Below are 19,213 nucleotides of genomic sequence, written 5' to 3'. Positions count from 1 at the left end.
GTATTAAAATGACAGCTTATAAACCTGAATTAACAACTGCGCCAAAACATGGTCATAAAAGTCTGCTGTACTCCGAGGTCGTTACGGATCTGAATACGCTGGACTATGTCGATATCGCCGTATTGGGTATTCCCTACGGTTCACCTTATTCCATAGATGAAGTGACCAACGACCAGACTAACGGTCCGACGGCAGTCCGCCAGGCCACTGACCGCGCACTGCGGAGCTTTGAACGCTACGACTTCGACATCGGCGGTTCAATGACCGACAACCAGCCGGTTCGAATGGTGGACTGCGGCGATATCGCAGGTAACGCCCGCGAGCTGGGTAACCATTATGCTGCCGCTGAAGCCGTGGTGCGAAAAATCCTCGCGCTGGGCGGGATGCCGTTGGTGATCGGTGGCGATCATGGGGTTCCGATCCCGGTATTAAAGGCGCTGGACTCCGTGGGGCCGATTACCCTGATTCACATTGATTCGCATCTTGACTGGCGCGATCACGTCAATGGCGTGACCGACGGGTATTCCAGCCCGATCCGTCGCGCTTCAGAGATGGATCATATCCACGAAATTTTCCAGATTGGCTTACGTGCGAACGGCTCAGCGCGTCAGGAAGAGGTGGATGCAGCACTGGCTTATGGCGCGCACCTGATTCCAGCCCACCAGCTGCATGATGAGGGGATGGAAGCGGTGCTGGCGCGGATTCCCGATGGCGGTAATTATTATATTACCTGCGATGCAGATGGCATCGACCCGACAATTATGCCTGCGGTAAATGGACCAGCGCTGGACGGGGTAACCTACGGTGAAATGCGTAAATTAATTCATGGACTGGTGAAAAAAGGTCGCGTGGTCGGAATGGATATCGTAGAGATCACCCCGAAGAAAGATCTGAATAATATCACTTCAATTACTGCCTGCCGCTTCTTTATTAATTTAATTGGCATGGCAGTACGAGCAGGCTATTTCAAAAAGAATAAATAAGGTAACGCGGTGGATATTTCACCCTTAAATTAAACACATACCGGAGTAATATCATGACAAAGAATACACTTTTGTCTGCGGCCCTCTGCTGCCTTATTTCTGCCATCAGTATGTCAGCCTCGGCCGAATCGTTGCTGGACAGTATTAAAAGCCGCAATCTGGTTCGTATTGCCGTGCCGCAGGATTATGCGCCCTACGGGTTTGTCTCGCCGGACATGACGCCTCAGGGACTGGATATTGATGTCGCCAAACTTATCGGCAAACAGCTGGGTGTCAGGGTGCAGTTAATCCCGGTAACCGGACCTAATCGCGTACCTTATCTGCAAACTGGCAAGGCCGATATGACCATCTCCTCACTCGGTAAAACGCAAGAGCGAGCCAAAGTGATTGATTTCAGTATTGCCTATGCGCCCTTCTTTGATGCGGTCTTTGGGCCAAAGGATCTGCAAGCCTCGACGCCGGACGAGCTGGCGGGCAAAACGGTTTCTGTCACCCGTGGCTCAATGCAGGACGATGAGCTGACCAAACTGGCTCCCAAGGCGATTATTCGACGCTTCGAAGATAATAACAGCACCATCACCGCCTTCGCCTCCGGCCAGACGCAGATGGCGGCGATTGGGACGACCGTGGCGGCGGCTATTCAGAAACAGAATCCCAAATTAGATATTACCCTGAAAGTCATCCTGTCAAATTCGCCCTGCTATATCGGCATCCAGAAAGGCCAGCAGGCGCTGACGGCCAAAGTGAATGACATTATCCGCGAGGCTAAAAAGGATGGCACGCTGGATAAAATCTCAGAGAAGTGGCTGAGCGCGCCGGCAGGCGACCTCCCGGAATAATGACACTGGGGCGTCCGTGCGGTCGCCCGTTTTCAGGTATCAATAATGAATCAACGTCCCGCGCTTGCGTCACTGGCTGAATGGCTGATTAACCAAAGAACGGCAGTACTGCCTGACGATATTCTACACATCGCCAGACGCTGCCTGATCGATACCGTGGGGGTGATGCTGCCCGGCAGTACCCGCAGCGTGTCTGAGAAAATCAGACAAACGCTCCCTCTGGGTGAGGGTGAAGCTTGCCTGATTGGCCTGGATCGGCGGACCGATCCTCTGTCGGCCGCGCTAATCAACGGCGTGGCGGCCCATGCGCTAGATTTTGATGACAACTGCTATGCGGGATTTGTCCATGGTTCTGCCGTTATCATTCCGGCGGCGCTGGCCGTTGCCGATACGTGCGGCGCCAGCGGCGAGCAGCTGTTAAGGGCTGTCGCGCTCGGCAGTGAGTGTCAGTATCGGCTGGGTATGGCGCTGGATAACCAACTCTACCATGCCGGCTGGTGGACAACGGGCATGCTAGGCGCCGTCGGTGCCTGCGCGGCCGCCGCCGTGCTCCTCGACCTCGATAGCGGGCAATGCGCCAACGCATTAGGGATGGCAATCGCCTGCGCTTCCGGGATGAAGGCCATTTTTGGCACCGACAGCAAACCTCTGCTGGCTGGCCTGGCGGCACAGCGCGGGATCATGTGCGCCTTTATGGCGCAGGCGGGAATGAGCGGCCCGGTTGACGTGATTGAGCATCCAGCGGGCCTTGTCGCGCTGTGCAATAACCGGCGGCTGATCCGCAAGTGGGTTCAGGAGCCGTCCTCCCAGTGGTGTCTGCGCGAACCGGGGATCGACGTTAAACGCATCCCGGTTTGCCTGTCATCTCATGCCGCGGTCGATGCCCTGCTCTGTCTGCGACAGCAGCACGGTTTTACCGCCAGGGACGTAACGCGTATCGAATGCAATGTGCCTGAAATTGTTTGCATAAATCTTAAGTATGACCGACCGGTCAACGGCCAGCAGGCGCAGTTCAGTCTGCCTTTTGCCCTGGCTCAGGCTCTTATCGCTGGCGATGTGACGCTCAGTCACCTTGACGATGCCAATGTGCTCACGCCTGAACTTCAGACGCTGATGGCTAAGGTGTCCAGCCACACGGGAACGCGCTGGAGCGAGGCAACGCTGGCAACGCTGGCGCCAGAAGGCGCGGAGATCACCGTGTACCTCAACAATGGGAACTCTCACAGCCACTTCGTGGCGAAGGCGCGCGGCGCTGCCTCTGCCCCACTGAGTGATGACGAGCTGAGCAATAAATTTATGCAGTGCTGTCAGTCAGTCATGCCAGGCGACAGCGCGCACAAGCTGCTTACTCACTTATGGCGCATTGAGGAGCCAGCCAATCAGCACATGTCCTCTTACTGGAGAGCCACTTCATGATTCAACTCGATTTTGCCAGCGTGCTGACGGAATGGCCTTCACTGCTGAGCGGTGCAGGGATCACGCTGCTGATGACGCTGATCGCCACCGTTTTGGGTCTGCTGCTGGGCATCGCCTGCGGCTGGGCCCGCGCTAATGGTCCGCGAGGGTTACGGCTAATTACCGCCTGCTATGTCGAGCTGCTGAGAAATACGCCGTACATCATCCAGCTATTTTTTATCTTCTTTGGTCTGCCTGCGGCGGGTATTCAGCTGTCCGCCCTGACCGCGAGCATCCTTTCGCTGATTCTCAACCTCGCCGCCTATGCCAGTGAGATTGTCCGCGCGGGTATTCAAAGCACCCCGCACAGCCAGACCGAAGCCGCAATGAGCCTGGCGCTGGATCGCTGGCAGATATTCACTCGCGTGGTCTTACCGCCCGCGTTGAGCAAAGTCTGGGATACGCTTGCCGGACAGGTGGTGATCATCATGCTTGGCTCTGCCGTGTGCAGCCAGATCTCGACCCCCGACCTGTCATTCGCGGCGAACCTGATTGCCAGCCGCAACTTCCATAACTTCGAGTCTTACATAGTGGCGGCGGCGATTTATCTGATTCTGGCGCTGCTGGTAAGACAACTGCTCCGCTGGGCCGGTCCCCGGTTCATTTTTGGCCGTTAACCTGAGGACAAGTCGATGAGTGAATTTACCACCTGGGATATTTACCGAAATCTACTGCTGGCAATGCGCTGGACCGTTGGGCTGTCGCTGATTGCGTTTGCGGGCGGGGGGATTGTCGGCGGATTACTGATGGTGCTGCGCCTTTCTTCACTGCCGGGAGGAGCCCGGCTGGTGCGTTTATACGTACAGCTCTTTCAGGGAACGCCGCTGCTGATGCAGCTGTTTCTCTGTTATTTCGGGCTGGCTCTGTTCGGTATTGAAACCTCGCCGCTGATGGCGGCAAGTTTATGTTTGACCGTCTATGCCAGCGCGTTTCTCAGCGAGATCTGGTTTAGCGCGGTTAAATCTATTCCGCGCCAGCAATGGGAAGCCGCCAGCAGCCTGGCGCTGACCTTCATGCAGCAGTTAAGAACCATCATTCTCCCCCAGGCGCTGAAAATCGCCATTGCCCCGACGGTCGGGTTTATGGTGCAGGCGGTGAAGTCAACTGCGCTGGCCTCGGTGATCGGCTTTGTGGAGCTGACGCGTTCCGGGCAGGTTATCGCCAACGTCACCTTCTCGCCTTTTCTGGTATACGGCAGCGTTGCCTTACTCTATTTCCTGCTCTGTTTTCCGCTGTCGCTGTGGAGCAGACGCCTTGAACACCGTCTTTCGCGGAGAGCGCTCAAATGACAGATTTTGCATTAGTAGATATCAACGGCCTGCACAAAAGCTTTGGCGATAACCCGGTGCTGAAAGGGATCGATCTGCGGATCAAACGCCAGGAAGTGGTCTGTATCATCGGGAAAAGCGGCTCCGGTAAAAGTACCCTGCTGCGCTGCATTAACGGGCTCGAAACCTTTGATCAAGGCTCTCTCCATGTTGATGGTCAACCGCTGGAGCATGATAACGCGGCGTCGTTAAGAGAGCTGCGCCAAAACGTCGGCATGATCTTTCAGAGTTTTAACCTCTTCCCGCATCTGACCGTCGGGCGCAATGTGATGCTAGCGCCGACGCTGGTGAAGAAGGCTCAGCCGCTGGAAGCCGAACGCACCGCGCGACGTTTACTGGAACGCGTTGGCCTTGGCGATAAGTTCTCGCACTGGCCGGATCAGCTCTCTGGCGGACAGCAGCAGCGCGTGGCGATTGCCCGCTCCCTGGCGATGAATCCGAAAATTCTGCTGTGTGACGAAATAACTTCAGCCCTCGATCCCGAGCTGGTCGGTGAAGTTCTTCAGGTTATTGAGTCACTGGCCAGCGAAGGAATGACCATCATTATGGTCACCCATGAAATGCGCTTTGCCCGCAAGGTGAGTGACCGAGTGGTGTTTATGCATCAGGGACGAGTACATGAGATGGGCGCGCCTGAGACACTGTTTTCATCACCGGCCACCGCTGAGCTCAAACAATTTCTGTCCTGACCAGCGAGGCGCACTGGGGTAAATTCAGCTACCATGCTGTGAAGAAACGAGAAACATTAACAGGGAGACACCATGACTCAGCCTTCTGCCCCCCAGGGCTTATCCGTCGTCGAGGCGCTGGATAAGCTTGATGCGCTGTATGAATCCGCCGTGAAAGCCCTGCGCGAGGCGATTACCACCTACATCAGCAGCGGAACGCTGCCGGATGAAACCGGGCGGGCCAGCGGCCTGTTTGTCTATCCTGAACTGCGGGTCAGCTGGGAAAATGACGAGTCCAGCCATCGCCTGACCCGCGCCTTTGGTCGTTTCACCCGCCCCGGTAGCTATGCGACAACCATTACCCGTCCGGATCTGCGGCGTGACTACCTGACAGAACAGCTGGAAATGTTAACCGGTGAATATCCGGTCACGCTGGAAGTGAAGCCGTCAAAGCAGGAGATCCCCTTCCCCTATGTTATTGATGGCTCCAATCTGAACCTGGACCGCACGATGAGCGCCGGGCTGGCGAAACATTTTCCAACTACCGAGCTGGCGCAGATTGGCGATGAAAATGCCGATGGTTTGTACCAGCCGGGCGAAGCGTTTCCACTGTCGCACTTCGATGCCCTGCGCACCGACTTCTCCCTGGCGCGGCTGCGCCACTATACCGGTACGCCGGTCGAGCATTTCCAGTCCTGGGTCTTGTTCACCAACTACACCCGCTACGTGGACGAGTTCGTTCGCTGGGGCTGCGAGCAGATAGCCGACGCCAACTCCCCCTATGAGGCGCTCTCCTGCCCGGGCAACATTCTGGTGACGGCAGAGACGCCCAACCCGCATGAAACCATCTCCGGGCTGGCGTGGAAAAATCACCAGATGCCCGCCTGGCACCTGATCGCTAAGGAAGGTCAGGGCATCACGCTGATTAATATCGGCGTAGGGCCGTCAAACGCCAAAACGATTTGCGATCATCTGGCGGTAATTCGTCCACATGCCTGGCTGATGATTGGTCACTGCGGCGGCCTGCGCGAAAGCCAGAGCATTGGGGATTATGTGCTGGCGCACGCCTATCTGCGTGACGATCATGTGCTGGACGCGGTGCTGCCGCCGGATATCCCGGTGCCCAGCATCGCCGAGGTACAAAGAGCGCTGTACGACGCCACAAAAGAGGTCAGCGGAATGCCGGGCGATCAGGTCAAGGAGCGGCTTCGCACCGGTACGGTTGTCACCACGGATGACCGTAACTGGGAGCTGCGCTATTCCGCTTCCGCTCTGCGCTTTAACCTCAGCCGCGCCGTAGCCGTCGACATGGAAAGCGCCACTATCGCCGCCCAGGGCTATCGCTTCCGCGTCCCTTACGGCACGCTGCTTTGCGTCTCCGACAAGCCTCTGCATGGCGAGATCAAGCTGCCCGGACAGGCAAACCGCTTCTACGAAGGGGCGATTTCCGAGCACCTGCAAATTGGCATCCGCGCCATCGACCTGCTGCGTGCGGAGGGAGAAAAACTCCACTCCCGCAAGCTGCGCACCTTTAACGAGCCGCCGTTCCGCTAAATCTGGCCCTTTGCTTTCCGGCTACGCTGCACGTTAAACACCAACGCTCTCTGGCACGGACGCCTCAGAGAAAAAGCAGGGGAAATTGACGCTGTCTCTGAACTCAGCCGCCGCCCTTTTTTCATGCCCCGCCCAGATAGGCGCTTCTGACCTCAGGATTGACCAGCAGCTCCTGCCCGGTTCCACTCAGGCGGATTTGTCCGTTCACCATCACATAAGCCCGGTTCGAAAGCCTGAGCGCGTGGTTAGCATTCTGCTCTACGAGAAACAGCGTCATTCCTTCGCGCGTCAGCTCCCGCAGGATCTGAAAGATTTGCTTTACGACGATCGGGGCAAGCCCAAGGCTCGGCTCATCCAGCAGCAGCAGCTTTGGTCGGCTCATCAACGCGCGGGCGATCGCCAGCATCTGCTGTTCGCCCCCGGATAGCGTCATCGCCCGCTGGCTACGCCGTTCCTCAAGACGCGGGAATAAACCGTACATCCGCGCTTTATCCTGCTGTTGATAGCGGCTGCCAATCGGGATAGTGCCCATCAGCAGATTCTCCTCAACGGTCATATCAGGAAAAATTCGCCGCCCTTCCGGGGCCTGAGCAATGCCGTTGCTGGCGATAAAATGCGTGGATTTACGGCTGATATCCTCTCCCCGGTAGAGAATTTGTCCGCCAGCGATGCGCGGCTGGCCAAATATCGACATCAGCAGCGTCGATTTCCCCGCGCCGTTCGCGCCGATCAGCGAGACCGTCTCGCCCTGGTTGACGGTCAGCGAAACCTCTTTCAGCGCCTGGATCTGGCCGTAAAACACGTTTACATTGCGGAACTCCAGCAGAGTCTGGCTCATCCGGCGATCTCCTCTTCATCGGCGCCGAGATAGGCCGCGATGACGCTGGCGTTGTTCTGGATCTCGTGCGGCGCGCCACGCGCAATCACGTCGCCGTGGTCCAGCACAATAACGTGGTCGGAAATCTCCATCACCATCCCCATGTCGTGCTCAATCAGCAGCACCGTTACGCCATGCTGCTGACGCAGAAAGCGCACTATGCGGCTCAGCGCCTGAGTTTCCACCGGATTCAGACCGGCGGCAGGCTCATCCAGGCAGATCATCTCCGGGCCGGTACACATTGCGCGGGCAATTTCCAGCCTGCGCTGCTGGCCGTAGGAGAGCGTTCCGGCCAGGCGATTGCTACAGTCAACCAGATCCACCACTTCCAGCCAGTAAAAGGCCCGATCCAGCGCCTGATTCTCCGCTTTGCGGTAGCCGGGCGTGTTGAGTATTCCGGCGATCAGGTTACGGTTTGCCTGCATGTGCTGCGCTACCAGCAGGTTTTCCACTACCGACATCTCCCGGAACAGGCGGATATTTTGAAAGGTTCTGGCCAGCCCGGCGCGGTTGACCAGATGCGTGCCGCCAAACATTTTGTAGTAAATGCGCGAGCCAAGACGGGCCGGATTGAGCAGATCGCCAGCGCGGAGCTTTTGCCCCAGCACCTGAATAACGTCGGTAGTGCGCGACTGCGCGTTAAGCAGGATCGAGCCGCCGGTCGCCTGATAAAAGCCGGTCAGGCAGTTGAAAACCGTGGTTTTTCCCGCGCCGTTTGGCCCGATAAGCGCGGTGACCGACCCGCGCTCAACCTCCAGGTTGACGTCGTTCAGCGCTTTGATGCCGCCGAAATGCATCATCAGGTGTTCAACGCGAAGGATGCTGTCGCTCATGGCGCCACCCCCTTGCGCACCGGAACGCCGGTGCGGCTGGTACGGACCAGCCCGCGTGGCCGCCAGATCATCATTAATACCATCAGCACGCCAAACAGCAGCACGCGGTATTCGGCAAAGCTGCGCAGCAGTTCAGGCGCGACGGTGAGCACAAAGGCCGCCAGCACCACGCCCAGCGTTGACCCCATCCCGCCCAGCACAACAATGGCGAGGATCAGCGCGGACTCAAAAAAGGTGAACGAGGTCGGATTCACAAACCCCTGGTAAGTCGCGAAAAATACGCCCGCGATCCCGGCGGTGGAAGCGCCAAGCATAAAGGCGGAGAGCTTCACCAGCACATGATTCAGCCCCATGGCGCGACAGGCGATTTCATCTTCCCGCAGGGCTTCCCACGCCCGCCCAAGCGGCATTCTGGTCAGGCGATGTTTAATAAACAGCACCAGCAGTACCACCAGAATCAGCACCGCGTAGATAAAAATAAACTTCAGATTCGGGTTGTAGGTGGTGTGCAAAAACTCATGGATCGGCACCCCGCCTTCCTTCGCTCTGCGCGCAAACTCCAGGCCGAAAAAGGTTGGCGCCGGGACGGAGACGCCGTTAGGGCCGCCGGTGAAGCTCACCCAGTTGGTCAATACCAGACGGATAATTTCACCAAAGCCCAAGGTCACGATAGCCAGATAGTCGCCGTGCATCCGCAGCACCGGAAAACCGAGCAGCGCTCCGGCCAGCGCGGCGAGTATCGCGCCAATCGGCAGCATCGACCAGAACCCCAGTCCGAGATACTGGTAGCCCAGCGCCAGGCCATAGGCGCCGATGGCGTAGAACGCCACGTAGCCCAGGTCCAGCAGACCAGCCAGCCCCACCACGATGTTCAACCCTAAGCCTAAAAGCACGTAGATCAGCCCCAGAATGGCGACGGTCAACAGGTATTTGGTGGCGATAAACGGGAACAGGATAGCCAGCAGTAACAGCAGAGGGATGATCCAGCGCAGTCGGCTGCGGTAATCCACCGGACGGACGTAGACGCCATCGTCACCGCTTTCAAAGCGCGAGATAAATTTTCGCCCGCTGCTGCTCTGCAAAGCCAGACTCAGCAGCAGGCGGCCAGCCATGACTAGCGCCACCAACAGCGCCACCCGCTGCGGCGAAAGTTCAAAACTGTAGCCCTTTAATACAATGCCGACAATCGGCCCAAAGACCACCAGCGCACACAGCCCGGCCAATACCGTATCGACCAGGCTTTGTTTCACGTCCAGCCCCGGCTTCAGAGAAGCATCCGTCATGATTGATTCCTCAAACCTTGGCAACCAGCGGTCGGCCCAACAGCCCCTGTGGGCGGAAAATCAGGATCACCACCAACAGCGCAAACGAAAACACGTCTTTATAATCGGAGTTCACCATGCCAGCGAACTGTGCTTCGGCAATGCCCAGCAGCAGGCCACCCAGCATCGCGCCGGGTAGAGAACCAATGCCGCCCAGTACCGCAGCGGTGAACGCCTTGATACCAATGATAAATCCGGCGTAGAAGTCAAAGGTGCCGTAGTTCATGGTCACCAGCACGCCCGCCAGCCCGGCCATCGCCGCACCGATCACAAAGACCATTGAGATCACCCGATCGGTATTAATGCCGAGAATCGAGGCCATGCGGCGATCCTGTTGCGTTGCCCGGCAAATCCGGCCCAGCCGGGTGTACTGAATTATCCAGGTCAGCAGCGCCATCCCTGCCAGCGCGGCGAACAGAATAAAGACTTTGGTCCAGGTGATTTGCACCACGCCGTCACCGACCTCAAAACGCAGCACGCCGGTAAGCAGCGTTGGAATACCCTGCTGGTTTGGCCCCTGGCTGATTTGCACGTAGTTCTGCAAAATGAGCGACATGCCGATCGCGGAGATCAGCGGGGCCAGGCGGGTTGAGTTACGCAAAGGCCGGTAAGCGATCCGCTCAATGGCCCAGCCATACACGCCGGTCACCACGATGGTAAAAATGAGCGTACCGAAGATCAGCAGTGGAAAAGAGTGAATGCCGAAGTAAGAGAGCAGCGCCAGGCCGATGGCGCAGAGATAGGCAGAGATCATATACACTTCGCCGTGAGCGAAGTTAATCATACCGATGATGCCGTAAACCATGGTGTAGCCGATGGCGATCAGGCCATATACGGCCCCCAGCGTCAGCCCATTGATCAGCTGTTGCAGAAAGAATGCTTCCATTGTGCGCGGTCTCGTCTGGGGCAAGCCAGCCGCGGGCGTTCCGGGCTGGCTTAACTGTTGCGACGTCCTGCCATGCAGACAGGATGAGAAGTGGGCCAGCGGTTACAGCTGGTGATATTTACCCTTGTCATCCCACTTGTAGACCACGTAATCCGAAACTTTCAGATCGCCCTTGCCATCCCAGGATTTCGGTCCCATCACCGTATCCACGCTGTGCGATTTCAGCCACTCGCTGGCCTTCTCGTTATCTTTGCCTGCGCCGTTGTAGGCCGCCGCGATAGCCTGGATGGAGGCGTAGGCGTACAGCGTGTAGCCTTCCGGCTCAAAGCCGCCCGCGCGGAACTTATCAATCACCGATTTGCCTGCCGCAATGGTCCGGGGATCGTTGCCGAAGGTCATCAGCACGCCGTCGGTGTACTGCGGGCCGCCAGCTGCCGTCACCAGCTCTTCGGTAACGATACAGTCGCCGGAGAAGAATTTTGCCTGCACGCCCTGCTCCCGCATCTGGCGCACTAATGGGCCAGCTTCAGGATGGCAACCGCCGAAATAGACGACGTCCGGCTTCAGCGCGCCGATTTTAGTGACCAGCGCATTAAAGTCTTTTTCCCCACGGGACAAGCCTTCATAAAGCACTTCTTTGGTGCCGCGCTTTTCGAGCGCGGCTTTGGTGGCATCCGCCAGCCCCTGCCCGTAGGTGTCCTTGTCGTGGATCACCGCAATTTTCTTCGCCTTCAGCACGTCCAGCATGTAGTTGGCGGCTATCGCGCCCTGCTGATCGTCGCGCCCGCACATGCGGAACATGTCCTTCATGCCGCGTTCGGTAATTTGCGGATTGGTGGAGCCAGGGGTAATGGTGAGCACGCCCGCTTCATCGTAGACTTCAGAGGCTGGCATGGTGGAGGAGGAGCAGAAATGCCCGACCACCGCTGAAACTTTTGACTCATCGACCAGCCGGTTTGCCACCGCTACCGCCTGCTTTGGCTCACAGGCATCGTCGCCCTGCACCAGCACAATCTTTTCACCTTTAATCCCTCCCGCAGCGTTAATATCCGCCGCCGCCTGCGAAGCGCCCTTCCAGTACTGCGCGCCATAGGTGGCATTCGGACCGGTGAACGGCCCGGCAACGCCAATCGTCACGTCCGCCTGGGCATACAGCGCGGTGCCTAAACAACCTACGATTGCAACCTGAAGTGATAACGTTCTAAATTTAAAAGACATTCAGTATTCCTCAGCACGGTTCAGAGCTAAACGCCAGCCAGCGGCGCGGGAAACAGCGTAGACAGGATCGATAATCTGATAAGAGAGCGGGCCGCGAACGGCTAGCATTGATTAAGCAAAAATCCCGCCATTTCGCCAGGAAACGCCTTATTTCTTACAGAGATGAGCGGTGACACGCGGCAATCACGCGTTACCGCCCCACTGTTCAGGCGTCTTTATGGAAAAGTAAGCGGTGCCTTCGCCATCACATGGCTGACTGGGAAGCGCGGTATCCGGACCGGCCAGAAACGTAAACATAGCTGCACTATGATTAAGCTGCGCACTGCGTTGGTGCAAAATTGTGGGAGCGATCAACAGTGTGGGCAAATTTTTGTGCCGAACGTGAGCGGGTGGGCAGAGTGAAAAAAAACGGGAGCCTGCGCTCCCGTTAACGGTTATGCCTTGCCGCCCCGTGCGGCGATAATCTCTTCGGCCACGTTACGCGGCGCTTCAGCATAGTGATGGAACTCCATGCTGTAGGTGGCCCGTCCCTGCGACATCGAGCGCAGCGTGGTCGAATAGCCAAACATCTCCGATAAAGGCACCTCGGCGTGGATCACCCGGCTGCCCAGCAGTTCGTCCATGCCCTGCACCAGGCCGCGGCGGGAGGACAAGTCCCCCATCACGCTGCCCGCGTACTCTTCCGGGGTTTCCACTTCCACCTTCATTATCGGTTCAAGGATCACCGGGCTGGCACGCCGTACCGCCTCCTTAAAGCCAAAAATGGCCGCCATGCGGAACGCCATTTCCGAAGAGTCCACCTCGTGGTAGGAGCCAAAGGTCAGGGTGACTTTGATATCCACCAGCGGGTAGCCCGCCAGAACGCCGTTGTTCATCGCTTCACGTACTCCCTTCTCTACAGAAGGAATATATTCGCGAGGGACCACGCCGCCTTTGGTCGCGTCTTCAAAAGCAAAGCCTTTTCCTGCTTCCTGCGGCTCCAGCGTCAGCACTACGTGACCGTACTGGCCCTTGCCGCCCGACTGGCGCACAAATTTCCCCTCCACATCTTTCGCCGTGGCGCGAATGGTTTCGCGGTAGGTTACCTGCGGCCGACCGATATTTGCCTCCACGCCAAATTCGCGCTTCATGCGGTCAACAATAATCTCCAGATGCAGTTCGCCCATCCCGGAGATGAGGGTCTGGCCCGACTCCTCATCCGTATGCAGCCTGAACGAAGGGTCTTCTGCCGCCAGCCGTTGCAGCGCGATGCCCATTTTTTCCTGGTCGCCTTTGGTCTTCGGCTCAATCGCCAGCGATATCACCGGTTCAGGGAACACCATCCGCTCCAGAGTAATCGTCGCGTTCGGGTCGCACAACGTCTCGCCAGTGGTCACCTCTTTCAGACCTACGCAGGCGGCAATATCCCCGGCGCGGATCTCATCCACCTCATGACGGGCATTCGCGTGCATCTGCACAATTCGACCAATACGCTCCTTCCTGCCCTTGATCGGGTTGTAAACGCTGTCGCCTTTATGCAGCACGCCAGAATAGACCCGCACAAAAGTCAGCTGTCCGACAAAGGGGTCGGTCATCAGCTTGAACGCCAGCGCCGAGAATTTCTCCTCGTCGTCCGCCCGGCGTTCAACCGTATTGCCCTGATCGTCCAGACCTTTGACCGGCGGAATATCCAGCGGCGACGGCATCAGCTCAACCACCGCATCCAGCATCCGCTGCACGCCTTTATTCTTGAACGCGCTGCCGCACAGCATTGGCTGAATTTCACCGCGAAGGGTGCGCTGGCGCAGCCCGGCGGTCACCTCTTCTTCGCTGAGGTCGCCAGTCTCAAGGTATTTCTCCATCAGCTCGTCGCTGGCTTCCGCTGCGGCCGCAACCATTTTCTCTCGCCACTCCTGCGCCGTGGCAAGCAGCGCCTGCGGGACAGGTTGGTAACTAAAGGTCATGCCCTGGCTTGCCTCGTCCCACAGAATGGCGCGCATTTTGTTCAGATCAACCACGCCGCGAAAGCTCTCTTCGCTGCCAATCGGGATCACAATCGGCACCGGATTGGCTTTCAGCCGATCGATCATCATCTGCACCACGCGAAAATAGTCAGCCCCCTGGCGGTCCATTTTATTGACGAACGCCAGCCGGGGAACGCGGTATTTATTCGCCTGCCGCCAGACCGTTTCCGACTGCGGCTGTACGCCGCCGACCGAGTCATAGACCATTACCGCGCCATCCAGCACGCGCATCGAACGCTCCACCTCAATGGTGAAGTCTACGTGTCCGGGCGTGTCGATAATATTGATGCGATGCGGCTCAAACGTGCGATCCATTCCCGGCCAGAAGCAGCTAACCGCTGCCGAGGTGATGGTGATCCCACGTTCCTGCTCCTGCGCCATCCAGTCCGTCGTCGCCGCGCCATCGTGCACTTCACCCAGCCGATGACTCATGCCGGTGTAAAAGAGGATGCGCTCGGTAGTGGTAGTCTTTCCGGCATCAATATGGGCTGAGATACCGATATTTCGGTAGCGAGCGAGAGGGATTGTTCGGGGCATAAAAGTTCCTTAGTCACAGGGACAGGCTTCAGGCTGGCAGCACCCGGCCAGCGAAGAAGCGGGTTAATAGTGCGACTACTATAGTACAACTGTACGAGTATATTCGAACTATTTAAGCTATCGGCTAAACTAATAGCCATCGGCTCGCGCCACTTCTGACCTTCAGGTATAGTAGCCGCCGCGCCGCCCGAGCCTTCACCCGTAATAAAAGGATCGTTATGATTGCCAACCACCCTGAACCGCAACATATTCGCCTGGAAAACGTGCTTTTCGCGCTGGGTAATCCGCTCCGTTTGGAAGTGGTCAGAGTGCTGGCGAATCAGGGGGAGCAGGCCTGCGGGACGCTGTTACAGGGGCTGGCGAAGTCGACCATGACCCATCACTGGCGAGTTCTGCGGGAGAGCGGCGTAATCTGGCAGCGGCCTAACGGGCGGGAGAATTTGCTGTCGCTGCGGCGGGAAGATCTGGAAACCCGTTTTCCCGGCCTGCTGGACACGCTACTGGCTGCCATGGAGAGCCAGCGTTAGAGAGGAATGCGCTTCCCTGCGCATCTGCGAGAACGACGGCTTATTTCAAGCCGATGCTGCCATACGCCGCTGACCAGTCCCGATCGAAACGCATTAGCGCGTCATCTACCGCCGGGTCCTGCAGGAACAGCTCCGCCAGCGCAGGATCAACCGTGATGGCACTACAGCCGGTCAGCAGGCAGTCCAGCACCTGGCGAGGCGTGCGGAAGCTGGCGGCCAGCACCTGCGTGGCCGGGCAGTGGAGATCGATCAGCTTTTGCAGATCGCGAACCAGGCCGATGCCGTCTCCCCCCTGGCTGTCGAGCCGGTTGACGTAAGGGGCAATGTAGCTCGCCCCCGCCAGCGCGGCGTAAAATCCCTGCCCTGCTCCGTAAACAGCCGTGCCCAGCGTAGGAATATTCAGCGCCTTAAGCTGCTTGATCGCCGTCAGTCCCGCCTGTGTGACCGGGACTTTTACCACCAGCGAAGGAACGATCTCGCGCAGCCGGTGGGCCTCCGCCACCATCTGCTCCGCCTCACGCCCCAGTACCTGAGCGAAAAGCTGCCCTTCTGCGCCAATAATGCTCTGCAACTCCTGTAGCACTGAAGAAATATCCCGTCTGCCGCGCGCCACAATGCTGGGATTAGTGGTCACCCCTTTAATCGGCAGCACTTTGGCTAAGCGGCTGACGGCGTCCACATCTGCGGTATCTAAATAAAATTCCATGCTTACCTCTCGTTACGAGCGCGGGCAGCCCCGCGCAGGGTTAACGAACAATAATGCCCAGAAGGATGCCCAGCGCGCCGAAGTCGGAGTCGCTGAAGGTGGTATTTGCCAGGCCAATGCTGCCCAGTACCGGCAGCAGGAACACCGGCAGGAAGGTAATCAGCAGGCCGTTAGTGAACGCCCCCAGCATTGCGCCGCGACGCCCACCGGTGGCGTTACCGAACACGCCCGCCGCCGCGCCGACAAAGAAGTGCGGCACCACGCCAGGGATGATCACCGTCATGTTCAGGAAATAGAGAATAAACATGCCGACCACCCCGGCCACAAAGCTGCTGAGGAAGCCAACCAGCACCGCGTTAGGCGCATACGGGAACACGACCGGGCAGTCCAGCGCCGGTTTGGCGTTGGGCACCAGCTTGTCAGAGATGCCTTTAAACGCCGGGACGATTTCGGCAATCACCATGCGTACGCCCTGCAACACGATATAGACCCCGGCGGCAAAGGTGATGGACTGCATCAGCGAGAACATAAACCAGTTTTTACCAGCGGCATTCATCTCCTTCACCGCTGCCGGTCCGGCGACCAGGCAGGTGAAAATAAAGATAAAGAACATGGTGAAGGCAATGGCAACCGGCGTATCGCGCAGGAACAACAGGCTTTTCGGCACGTCCATATCTTCCGTCGACTTCTCTTTATTGCCGAACTTGCTGCCGATAAAGGCAGAAAGAAGCTGAGAAATGGCCGAAAAGTGGCCGAACGCCACGTCGTCAGAACCGGTGACCTTCTTCATATAGGGGTGAATAATGGCCGGGAAGAACACCATCGAAACGCCCACCACCAGCGATCCCACCGCGATCAGCGTCGCGCCTTTCATTCCGGCCGTCGCCAGGATCACCGCCACCATCATCGACATAAACAGCGTATGGTGCCCGGTCAGGAAAATATATTTCCACGGCGTAAAGCGGGCAATCACGATGTTAATCACCATGGCGAAGAACATGATCATCGCCATTTCGGTGCCGAAGTTTTTCTGCGCCACGGCGACGATAGCTTCGTTATTCGGGACTACGCCTGCGATGCCGAAAGCGTGATGGAAGATCACGGCAAAATCGCCAAGTGAGGAAACGATCAGGCTGGCGCCGGCGCCGAGGATCAGGAAGCCCATGATGGTTTTCACCGTGCCTTTAATGCACTCGGTGGCCGGTTTTTTCTGCGCAATCAAGCCGATCAGCGCAATCAGTCCCACCAGTATCGAGGGTTCAGACAGCACGTCACTCATTAAAAAACGGAAAAATTCCATTGTTCAGTCCCTTATAACGCGCCCAGTTCTGACAGTGCGACGGACAGCCGTTCCTTCATCGCGGCCTTATCCACCATGTTTTTCAGCGAGACGATTTTGCCGCTTACCTGCTGCGCTTCGAGCTGTTCGGCGATATCGCTGGTGCCTACGTAGATATCGCTGGGCGTACTTTTGGCCGAGCCTAAATCCACATGGTCAACCTCGGCGGCGACGCCCAGATCTTTCACGATGCTTTTAATGCTCATTTCCATCATCAGGCTGGTACCGAGGCCATTGCCGCAAACTACGGTGATTTTCATAATGTGTTTCCTCTGGATTAATAACGTGAAATTACGGACTGGATAGTGTTTATCTCTTTTGCCGCCATCAGCGACGCGGTATCTTCTTCACAGTCGAACAGCGCTGCCAGCTGAGCAATGGCCTCGATATGGCTGTGACTGTCTGTCGCCGCCAGCACGATCAGCAACCGCACCGGATCGTTACCGTCGGAATCAAAGTTGACGCCTTGTTCAATCACCGTCAGGCTCAGCGCCAGGCGGTTGACGCCCTCTTCCGGGCGGGCATGTGGCATCGCGATACCCGGACCGACCACGTAATAGGGACCGATCGCCTCATGACTGCGGTAGATCGCCTCCACGTAGCGCGGTTCGATGGCACCGTTAGCGATCAGCGGCTCGCAGGCCAGCGCTACGGCCTCACGCCAGTCTTTACAGGCTGGATGGATACGAATGACGTCCGGGGTAAGTAAATCGTTCAGCATTAAAAGGTCACCTCTCTGAATGGGCAACAGCAGCGTAGCGATCGGCGGGAGCGAATAATGTGATGGAGATCGTAAAAGATAGCGCTAACAGTTATAACTATCATTAAGTGTGATCCGCTTATCACAAGTGCGGCTGCCGCTTGCCGCGCCGCGCCGTGCGCAGGCAAACTGGTTGGATGAGAGGCGTTGACCTCAGCAGTGAGAGAAAGTGGAGAAGGAAATGCGCAAACGTCGTACCAGCGGCAGAGTGACGCTGCAGGATATTGCCGATTACGTGGGTGTGGGCACGATGACGGTTTCACGCGTGATGCGCACGCCAGAACTTGTATCTGACAGCATTCGCAGCAAAGTGGAGCAGGCCGCGCACGCGCTCGGCTACACGCCCAATCAGGATGCCAGCGCGGTGGCGAACAGCGCGGAGCGCATCACCCTACAGGACGTGGCGCGCCACGCGGGCGTCGGCGCGATGACCGTCTCAAGAGCGCTCCGCGATCCCGGCCAGGTTTCCGCAGGCTCGCTGAAAAAGATCAACGAGGCGATCAGAGCCCTGGGCTACGTGCCTAACGTCTCGGCCAGCGCGCTCGCCACGGCCCAACATAATACGATAGCGGTGCTCTACCCGTTCCAGCAGGATCGCGCCTGCGCCCGGTTTTTACAGGCGCTGCAAACCACCGTGAGTAAACACCAGTTTGAACTGGTGATGGCCTGCCACGAATATCACCAGCATAGCGAAGCGCGGATTCTACAAAAGCTGCTGCAAAACCGCCCTTCTGCGCTGGTGCTGTTAGGTGCGCCCCTGTCCAGCCAGACGCTGGCGCTGATCGCCGAAGCCGAGTTGGTGACGGTCAACATCAGCGGCGCCGTCGCGTTCAGTGCGGATATCTCTCTTGAGCTCGCCTTTGCTGAATCGGCCGAGCAGCTGACCAGAAAGCTGCTGGAAACCGGCTATCAGAAAATCGCCTATATCGGCGCGCATACGGATAACCCGCTGCAAAAACAGCAGCTTAACGGCTGGCGCAAGGCGATGCTGTCGCACTATCAGAATGCCGATCTGATCCGCACCGTACCCGATACGCCCAGCCTGCAATTTGGCCGCTATGCCATGAGCGAGCTGCTGCAAAGCCACCCCGATATGGACGCGGTGATTTGCAGCCATGAGGAAATTGCCTTCGGCCTGCTGGCCGAGTGCCAGCGGCGGTTGCTCAAGGTTCCGTACGATCTGGCCATCGCCTGCCTTGAAGGCTCTGACGACTGCGAGCACACGTTCCCCACGCTGACGGCCATGCGCATGGACTACGGCGCGCTGGGACAGCAGGTTGGCGAGCGGCTGATGAGGATGCTTGACGATCCCCCTGCTCAGCCGCTGGTTGAGCGGATTGGCTACACCCTTAAGTGGCGAGCCAGCACCTGACGCGGG

19 protein-coding genes are annotated in these 19,213 nt (G+C 57.7%); 9 read left to right on the top strand and 10 right to left on the bottom strand.

Going from position 1 to position 19,213, the window contains the following annotated elements:
- The first annotated feature begins 8 nt into the window (after positions 1-8).
- From NG99_RS13010 to NG99_RS12980, 7 genes are all read left to right on the top strand, one after another.
- The gene (locus NG99_RS13010; protein WP_034893346.1) at positions 9-983 is read left to right on the top strand and encodes an agmatinase; all 975 of its coding nucleotides are present in this window, start codon (positions 9-11) and stop codon (positions 981-983) included.
- A 53-nt stretch (positions 984-1,036) separates the two neighbouring features.
- Positions 1,037-1,822, top strand: a complete 786-nt coding sequence (locus NG99_RS13005) for a transporter substrate-binding domain-containing protein (RefSeq protein ID WP_034893343.1) — start codon at positions 1,037-1,039, stop codon at positions 1,820-1,822.
- A 45-nt stretch (positions 1,823-1,867) separates the two neighbouring features.
- The gene (locus NG99_RS13000) at positions 1,868-3,238 is read left to right on the top strand and encodes an MmgE/PrpD family protein (protein ID WP_034893340.1); all 1,371 of its coding nucleotides are present in this window, start codon (positions 1,868-1,870) and stop codon (positions 3,236-3,238) included.
- A complete protein-coding gene (locus tag NG99_RS12995) occupies positions 3,235-3,894 on the top strand; it encodes an amino acid ABC transporter permease (RefSeq protein WP_034893337.1) in 660 nt (219 codons plus the stop codon). The genes NG99_RS13000 and NG99_RS12995 overlap by 4 nt, the downstream gene beginning before the upstream one ends.
- Before the next feature lie 15 nt (positions 3,895-3,909).
- On the top strand, positions 3,910-4,566 hold the full coding sequence (locus tag NG99_RS12990) for an amino acid ABC transporter permease (protein WP_034893333.1): 657 nt from the start codon (positions 3,910-3,912) through the stop codon (positions 4,564-4,566).
- Positions 4,563-5,294, top strand: coding sequence for an amino acid ABC transporter ATP-binding protein (locus NG99_RS12985; RefSeq protein ID WP_034893330.1), 732 nt, complete (start codon positions 4,563-4,565; stop codon positions 5,292-5,294). The genes NG99_RS12990 and NG99_RS12985 overlap by 4 nt, the downstream gene beginning before the upstream one ends.
- A 72-nt stretch (positions 5,295-5,366) precedes the next feature.
- On the top strand, positions 5,367-6,827 hold the full coding sequence (locus tag NG99_RS12980; RefSeq protein WP_034893327.1) for an AMP nucleosidase: 1,461 nt from the start codon (positions 5,367-5,369) through the stop codon (positions 6,825-6,827).
- Positions 6,828-6,948: 121 nt separating this feature from the next.
- On the opposite strand, the gene NG99_RS12975 is transcribed toward NG99_RS12980, so the two are convergent.
- From NG99_RS12975 to fusA, 6 genes are all read right to left on the bottom strand, one after another.
- The gene (locus tag NG99_RS12975; RefSeq protein WP_034893324.1) at positions 6,949-7,665 is read right to left on the bottom strand and encodes an ABC transporter ATP-binding protein; all 717 of its coding nucleotides are present in this window, start codon (positions 7,663-7,665) and stop codon (positions 6,949-6,951) included.
- Entirely contained in the window at positions 7,662-8,537 is an 876-nt protein-coding gene (locus NG99_RS12970) for an ABC transporter ATP-binding protein (protein ID WP_034893321.1), read from the bottom strand. The genes NG99_RS12975 and NG99_RS12970 overlap by 4 nt, the downstream gene beginning before the upstream one ends.
- The gene (gene livM, locus NG99_RS12965) at positions 8,534-9,820 is read right to left on the bottom strand and encodes a high-affinity branched-chain amino acid ABC transporter permease LivM (RefSeq protein WP_034893319.1); all 1,287 of its coding nucleotides are present in this window, start codon (positions 9,818-9,820) and stop codon (positions 8,534-8,536) included. The genes NG99_RS12970 and livM overlap by 4 nt, the downstream gene beginning before the upstream one ends.
- A gap of 10 nt (positions 9,821-9,830) precedes the next feature.
- Positions 9,831-10,745, bottom strand: a complete 915-nt coding sequence (locus NG99_RS12960) for an ABC transporter permease subunit (RefSeq protein WP_034893316.1) — start codon at positions 10,743-10,745, stop codon at positions 9,831-9,833.
- Between the two features lie 102 nt (positions 10,746-10,847).
- Positions 10,848-11,963 (bottom strand): branched-chain amino acid ABC transporter substrate-binding protein, encoded by a 1,116-nt coding sequence (locus tag NG99_RS12955; protein ID WP_034893313.1) that lies wholly within the window; start codon positions 11,961-11,963, stop codon positions 10,848-10,850.
- A 434-nt stretch (positions 11,964-12,397) separates the two neighbouring features.
- Positions 12,398-14,503: an elongation factor G gene (gene fusA, locus NG99_RS12945; RefSeq protein ID WP_034893307.1), complete on the bottom strand. Its 2,106-nt coding sequence runs from the start codon at positions 14,501-14,503 to the stop codon at positions 12,398-12,400.
- 218 nt (positions 14,504-14,721) lie between these two features.
- On the opposite strand from fusA, the gene NG99_RS12940 reads away from it, so the two are divergent.
- Entirely contained in the window at positions 14,722-15,030 is a 309-nt protein-coding gene (locus NG99_RS12940; RefSeq protein WP_034893304.1) for an ArsR/SmtB family transcription factor, read from the top strand.
- Between the two features lie 40 nt (positions 15,031-15,070).
- Here the strand turns inward: NG99_RS12940 and fsa are convergent, their stop codons facing one another.
- The 4 genes from fsa to NG99_RS12920 are packed head-to-tail and all read right to left on the bottom strand — an operon-like array spanning position 15,071 to position 17,796.
- Entirely contained in the window at positions 15,071-15,736 is a 666-nt protein-coding gene (gene fsa, locus NG99_RS12935; RefSeq protein ID WP_034893302.1) for a fructose-6-phosphate aldolase, read from the bottom strand.
- 40 nt (positions 15,737-15,776) lie between these two features.
- Positions 15,777-17,036, bottom strand: a complete 1,260-nt coding sequence (locus tag NG99_RS12930; protein WP_034893300.1) for a PTS ascorbate transporter subunit IIC — start codon at positions 17,034-17,036, stop codon at positions 15,777-15,779.
- An 11-nt stretch (positions 17,037-17,047) separates the two neighbouring features.
- Positions 17,048-17,335 carry a PTS sugar transporter subunit IIB gene (locus tag NG99_RS12925; RefSeq protein ID WP_034893299.1) on the bottom strand — a complete coding sequence of 96 codons (288 nt, stop codon included), beginning with the start codon at positions 17,333-17,335 and terminating at the stop codon, positions 17,048-17,050.
- Between the two features lie 17 nt (positions 17,336-17,352).
- Positions 17,353-17,796: a PTS sugar transporter subunit IIA gene (locus NG99_RS12920; RefSeq protein ID WP_034893298.1), complete on the bottom strand. Its 444-nt coding sequence runs from the start codon at positions 17,794-17,796 to the stop codon at positions 17,353-17,355.
- A gap of 220 nt (positions 17,797-18,016) precedes the next feature.
- Here NG99_RS12920 and NG99_RS12915 point away from each other — a divergent pair, with 220 nt between their 5' ends.
- Positions 18,017-19,207, top strand: a complete 1,191-nt coding sequence (locus tag NG99_RS12915) for a LacI family DNA-binding transcriptional regulator (protein ID WP_034893296.1) — start codon at positions 18,017-18,019, stop codon at positions 19,205-19,207.
- Positions 19,208-19,213: the final 6 nt, after the last annotated feature.

Origin of the sequence: Erwinia typographi, from assembly GCF_000773975.1 — a bacterium.
In the GTDB taxonomy this organism is placed as follows: domain Bacteria; phylum Pseudomonadota; class Gammaproteobacteria; order Enterobacterales; family Enterobacteriaceae; genus Erwinia; species Erwinia typographi.
Note: the sequence above shows the minus strand (reverse complement) of the source record. Positions and strands in the feature narration are given on the sequence as shown.

What these genes read in the sequence shown, in the direction of transcription:
- NG99_RS12985 (WP_034893330.1), top strand. Translation starts at nt 4,563, where the DNA reads ATGACAGATTTTGCATTAGTAGATATCAACGGCCTGCACAAAAGCTTT.
- livM (WP_034893319.1), bottom strand. Translation starts at nt 9,820, where the DNA reads ATGACGGATGCTTCTCTGAAGCCGGGGCTGGACGTGAAACAAAGCCTG.
- fusA (WP_034893307.1), bottom strand. Translation starts at nt 14,503, where the DNA reads ATGCCCCGAACAATCCCTCTCGCTCGCTACCGAAATATCGGTATCTCA.
- NG99_RS12930 (WP_034893300.1), bottom strand. Translation starts at nt 17,036, where the DNA reads ATGGAATTTTTCCGTTTTTTAATGAGTGACGTGCTGTCTGAACCCTCG.
- NG99_RS12940 (WP_034893304.1), top strand. Translation starts at nt 14,722, where the DNA reads ATGATTGCCAACCACCCTGAACCGCAACATATTCGCCTGGAAAACGTG.
- NG99_RS12960 (WP_034893316.1), bottom strand. Translation starts at nt 10,745, where the DNA reads ATGGAAGCATTCTTTCTGCAACAGCTGATCAATGGGCTGACGCTGGGG.
- NG99_RS12975 (WP_034893324.1), bottom strand. Translation starts at nt 7,665, where the DNA reads ATGAGCCAGACTCTGCTGGAGTTCCGCAATGTAAACGTGTTTTACGGC.
- NG99_RS12920 (WP_034893298.1), bottom strand. Translation starts at nt 17,796, where the DNA reads ATGCTGAACGATTTACTTACCCCGGACGTCATTCGTATCCATCCAGCC.
- NG99_RS12915 (WP_034893296.1), top strand. Translation starts at nt 18,017, where the DNA reads ATGCGCAAACGTCGTACCAGCGGCAGAGTGACGCTGCAGGATATTGCC.
- NG99_RS12955 (WP_034893313.1), bottom strand. Translation starts at nt 11,963, where the DNA reads ATGTCTTTTAAATTTAGAACGTTATCACTTCAGGTTGCAATCGTAGGT.
- NG99_RS12980 (WP_034893327.1), top strand. Translation starts at nt 5,367, where the DNA reads ATGACTCAGCCTTCTGCCCCCCAGGGCTTATCCGTCGTCGAGGCGCTG.
- NG99_RS13000 (WP_034893340.1), top strand. Translation starts at nt 1,868, where the DNA reads ATGAATCAACGTCCCGCGCTTGCGTCACTGGCTGAATGGCTGATTAAC.
- NG99_RS12995 (WP_034893337.1), top strand. Translation starts at nt 3,235, where the DNA reads ATGATTCAACTCGATTTTGCCAGCGTGCTGACGGAATGGCCTTCACTG.
- NG99_RS12925 (WP_034893299.1), bottom strand. Translation starts at nt 17,335, where the DNA reads ATGAAAATCACCGTAGTTTGCGGCAATGGCCTCGGTACCAGCCTGATG.
- NG99_RS12970 (WP_034893321.1), bottom strand. Translation starts at nt 8,537, where the DNA reads ATGAGCGACAGCATCCTTCGCGTTGAACACCTGATGATGCATTTCGGC.
- fsa (WP_034893302.1), bottom strand. Translation starts at nt 15,736, where the DNA reads ATGGAATTTTATTTAGATACCGCAGATGTGGACGCCGTCAGCCGCTTA.
- NG99_RS13010 (WP_034893346.1), top strand. Translation starts at nt 9, where the DNA reads ATGACAGCTTATAAACCTGAATTAACAACTGCGCCAAAACATGGTCAT.
- NG99_RS13005 (WP_034893343.1), top strand. Translation starts at nt 1,037, where the DNA reads ATGACAAAGAATACACTTTTGTCTGCGGCCCTCTGCTGCCTTATTTCT.
- NG99_RS12990 (WP_034893333.1), top strand. Translation starts at nt 3,910, where the DNA reads ATGAGTGAATTTACCACCTGGGATATTTACCGAAATCTACTGCTGGCA.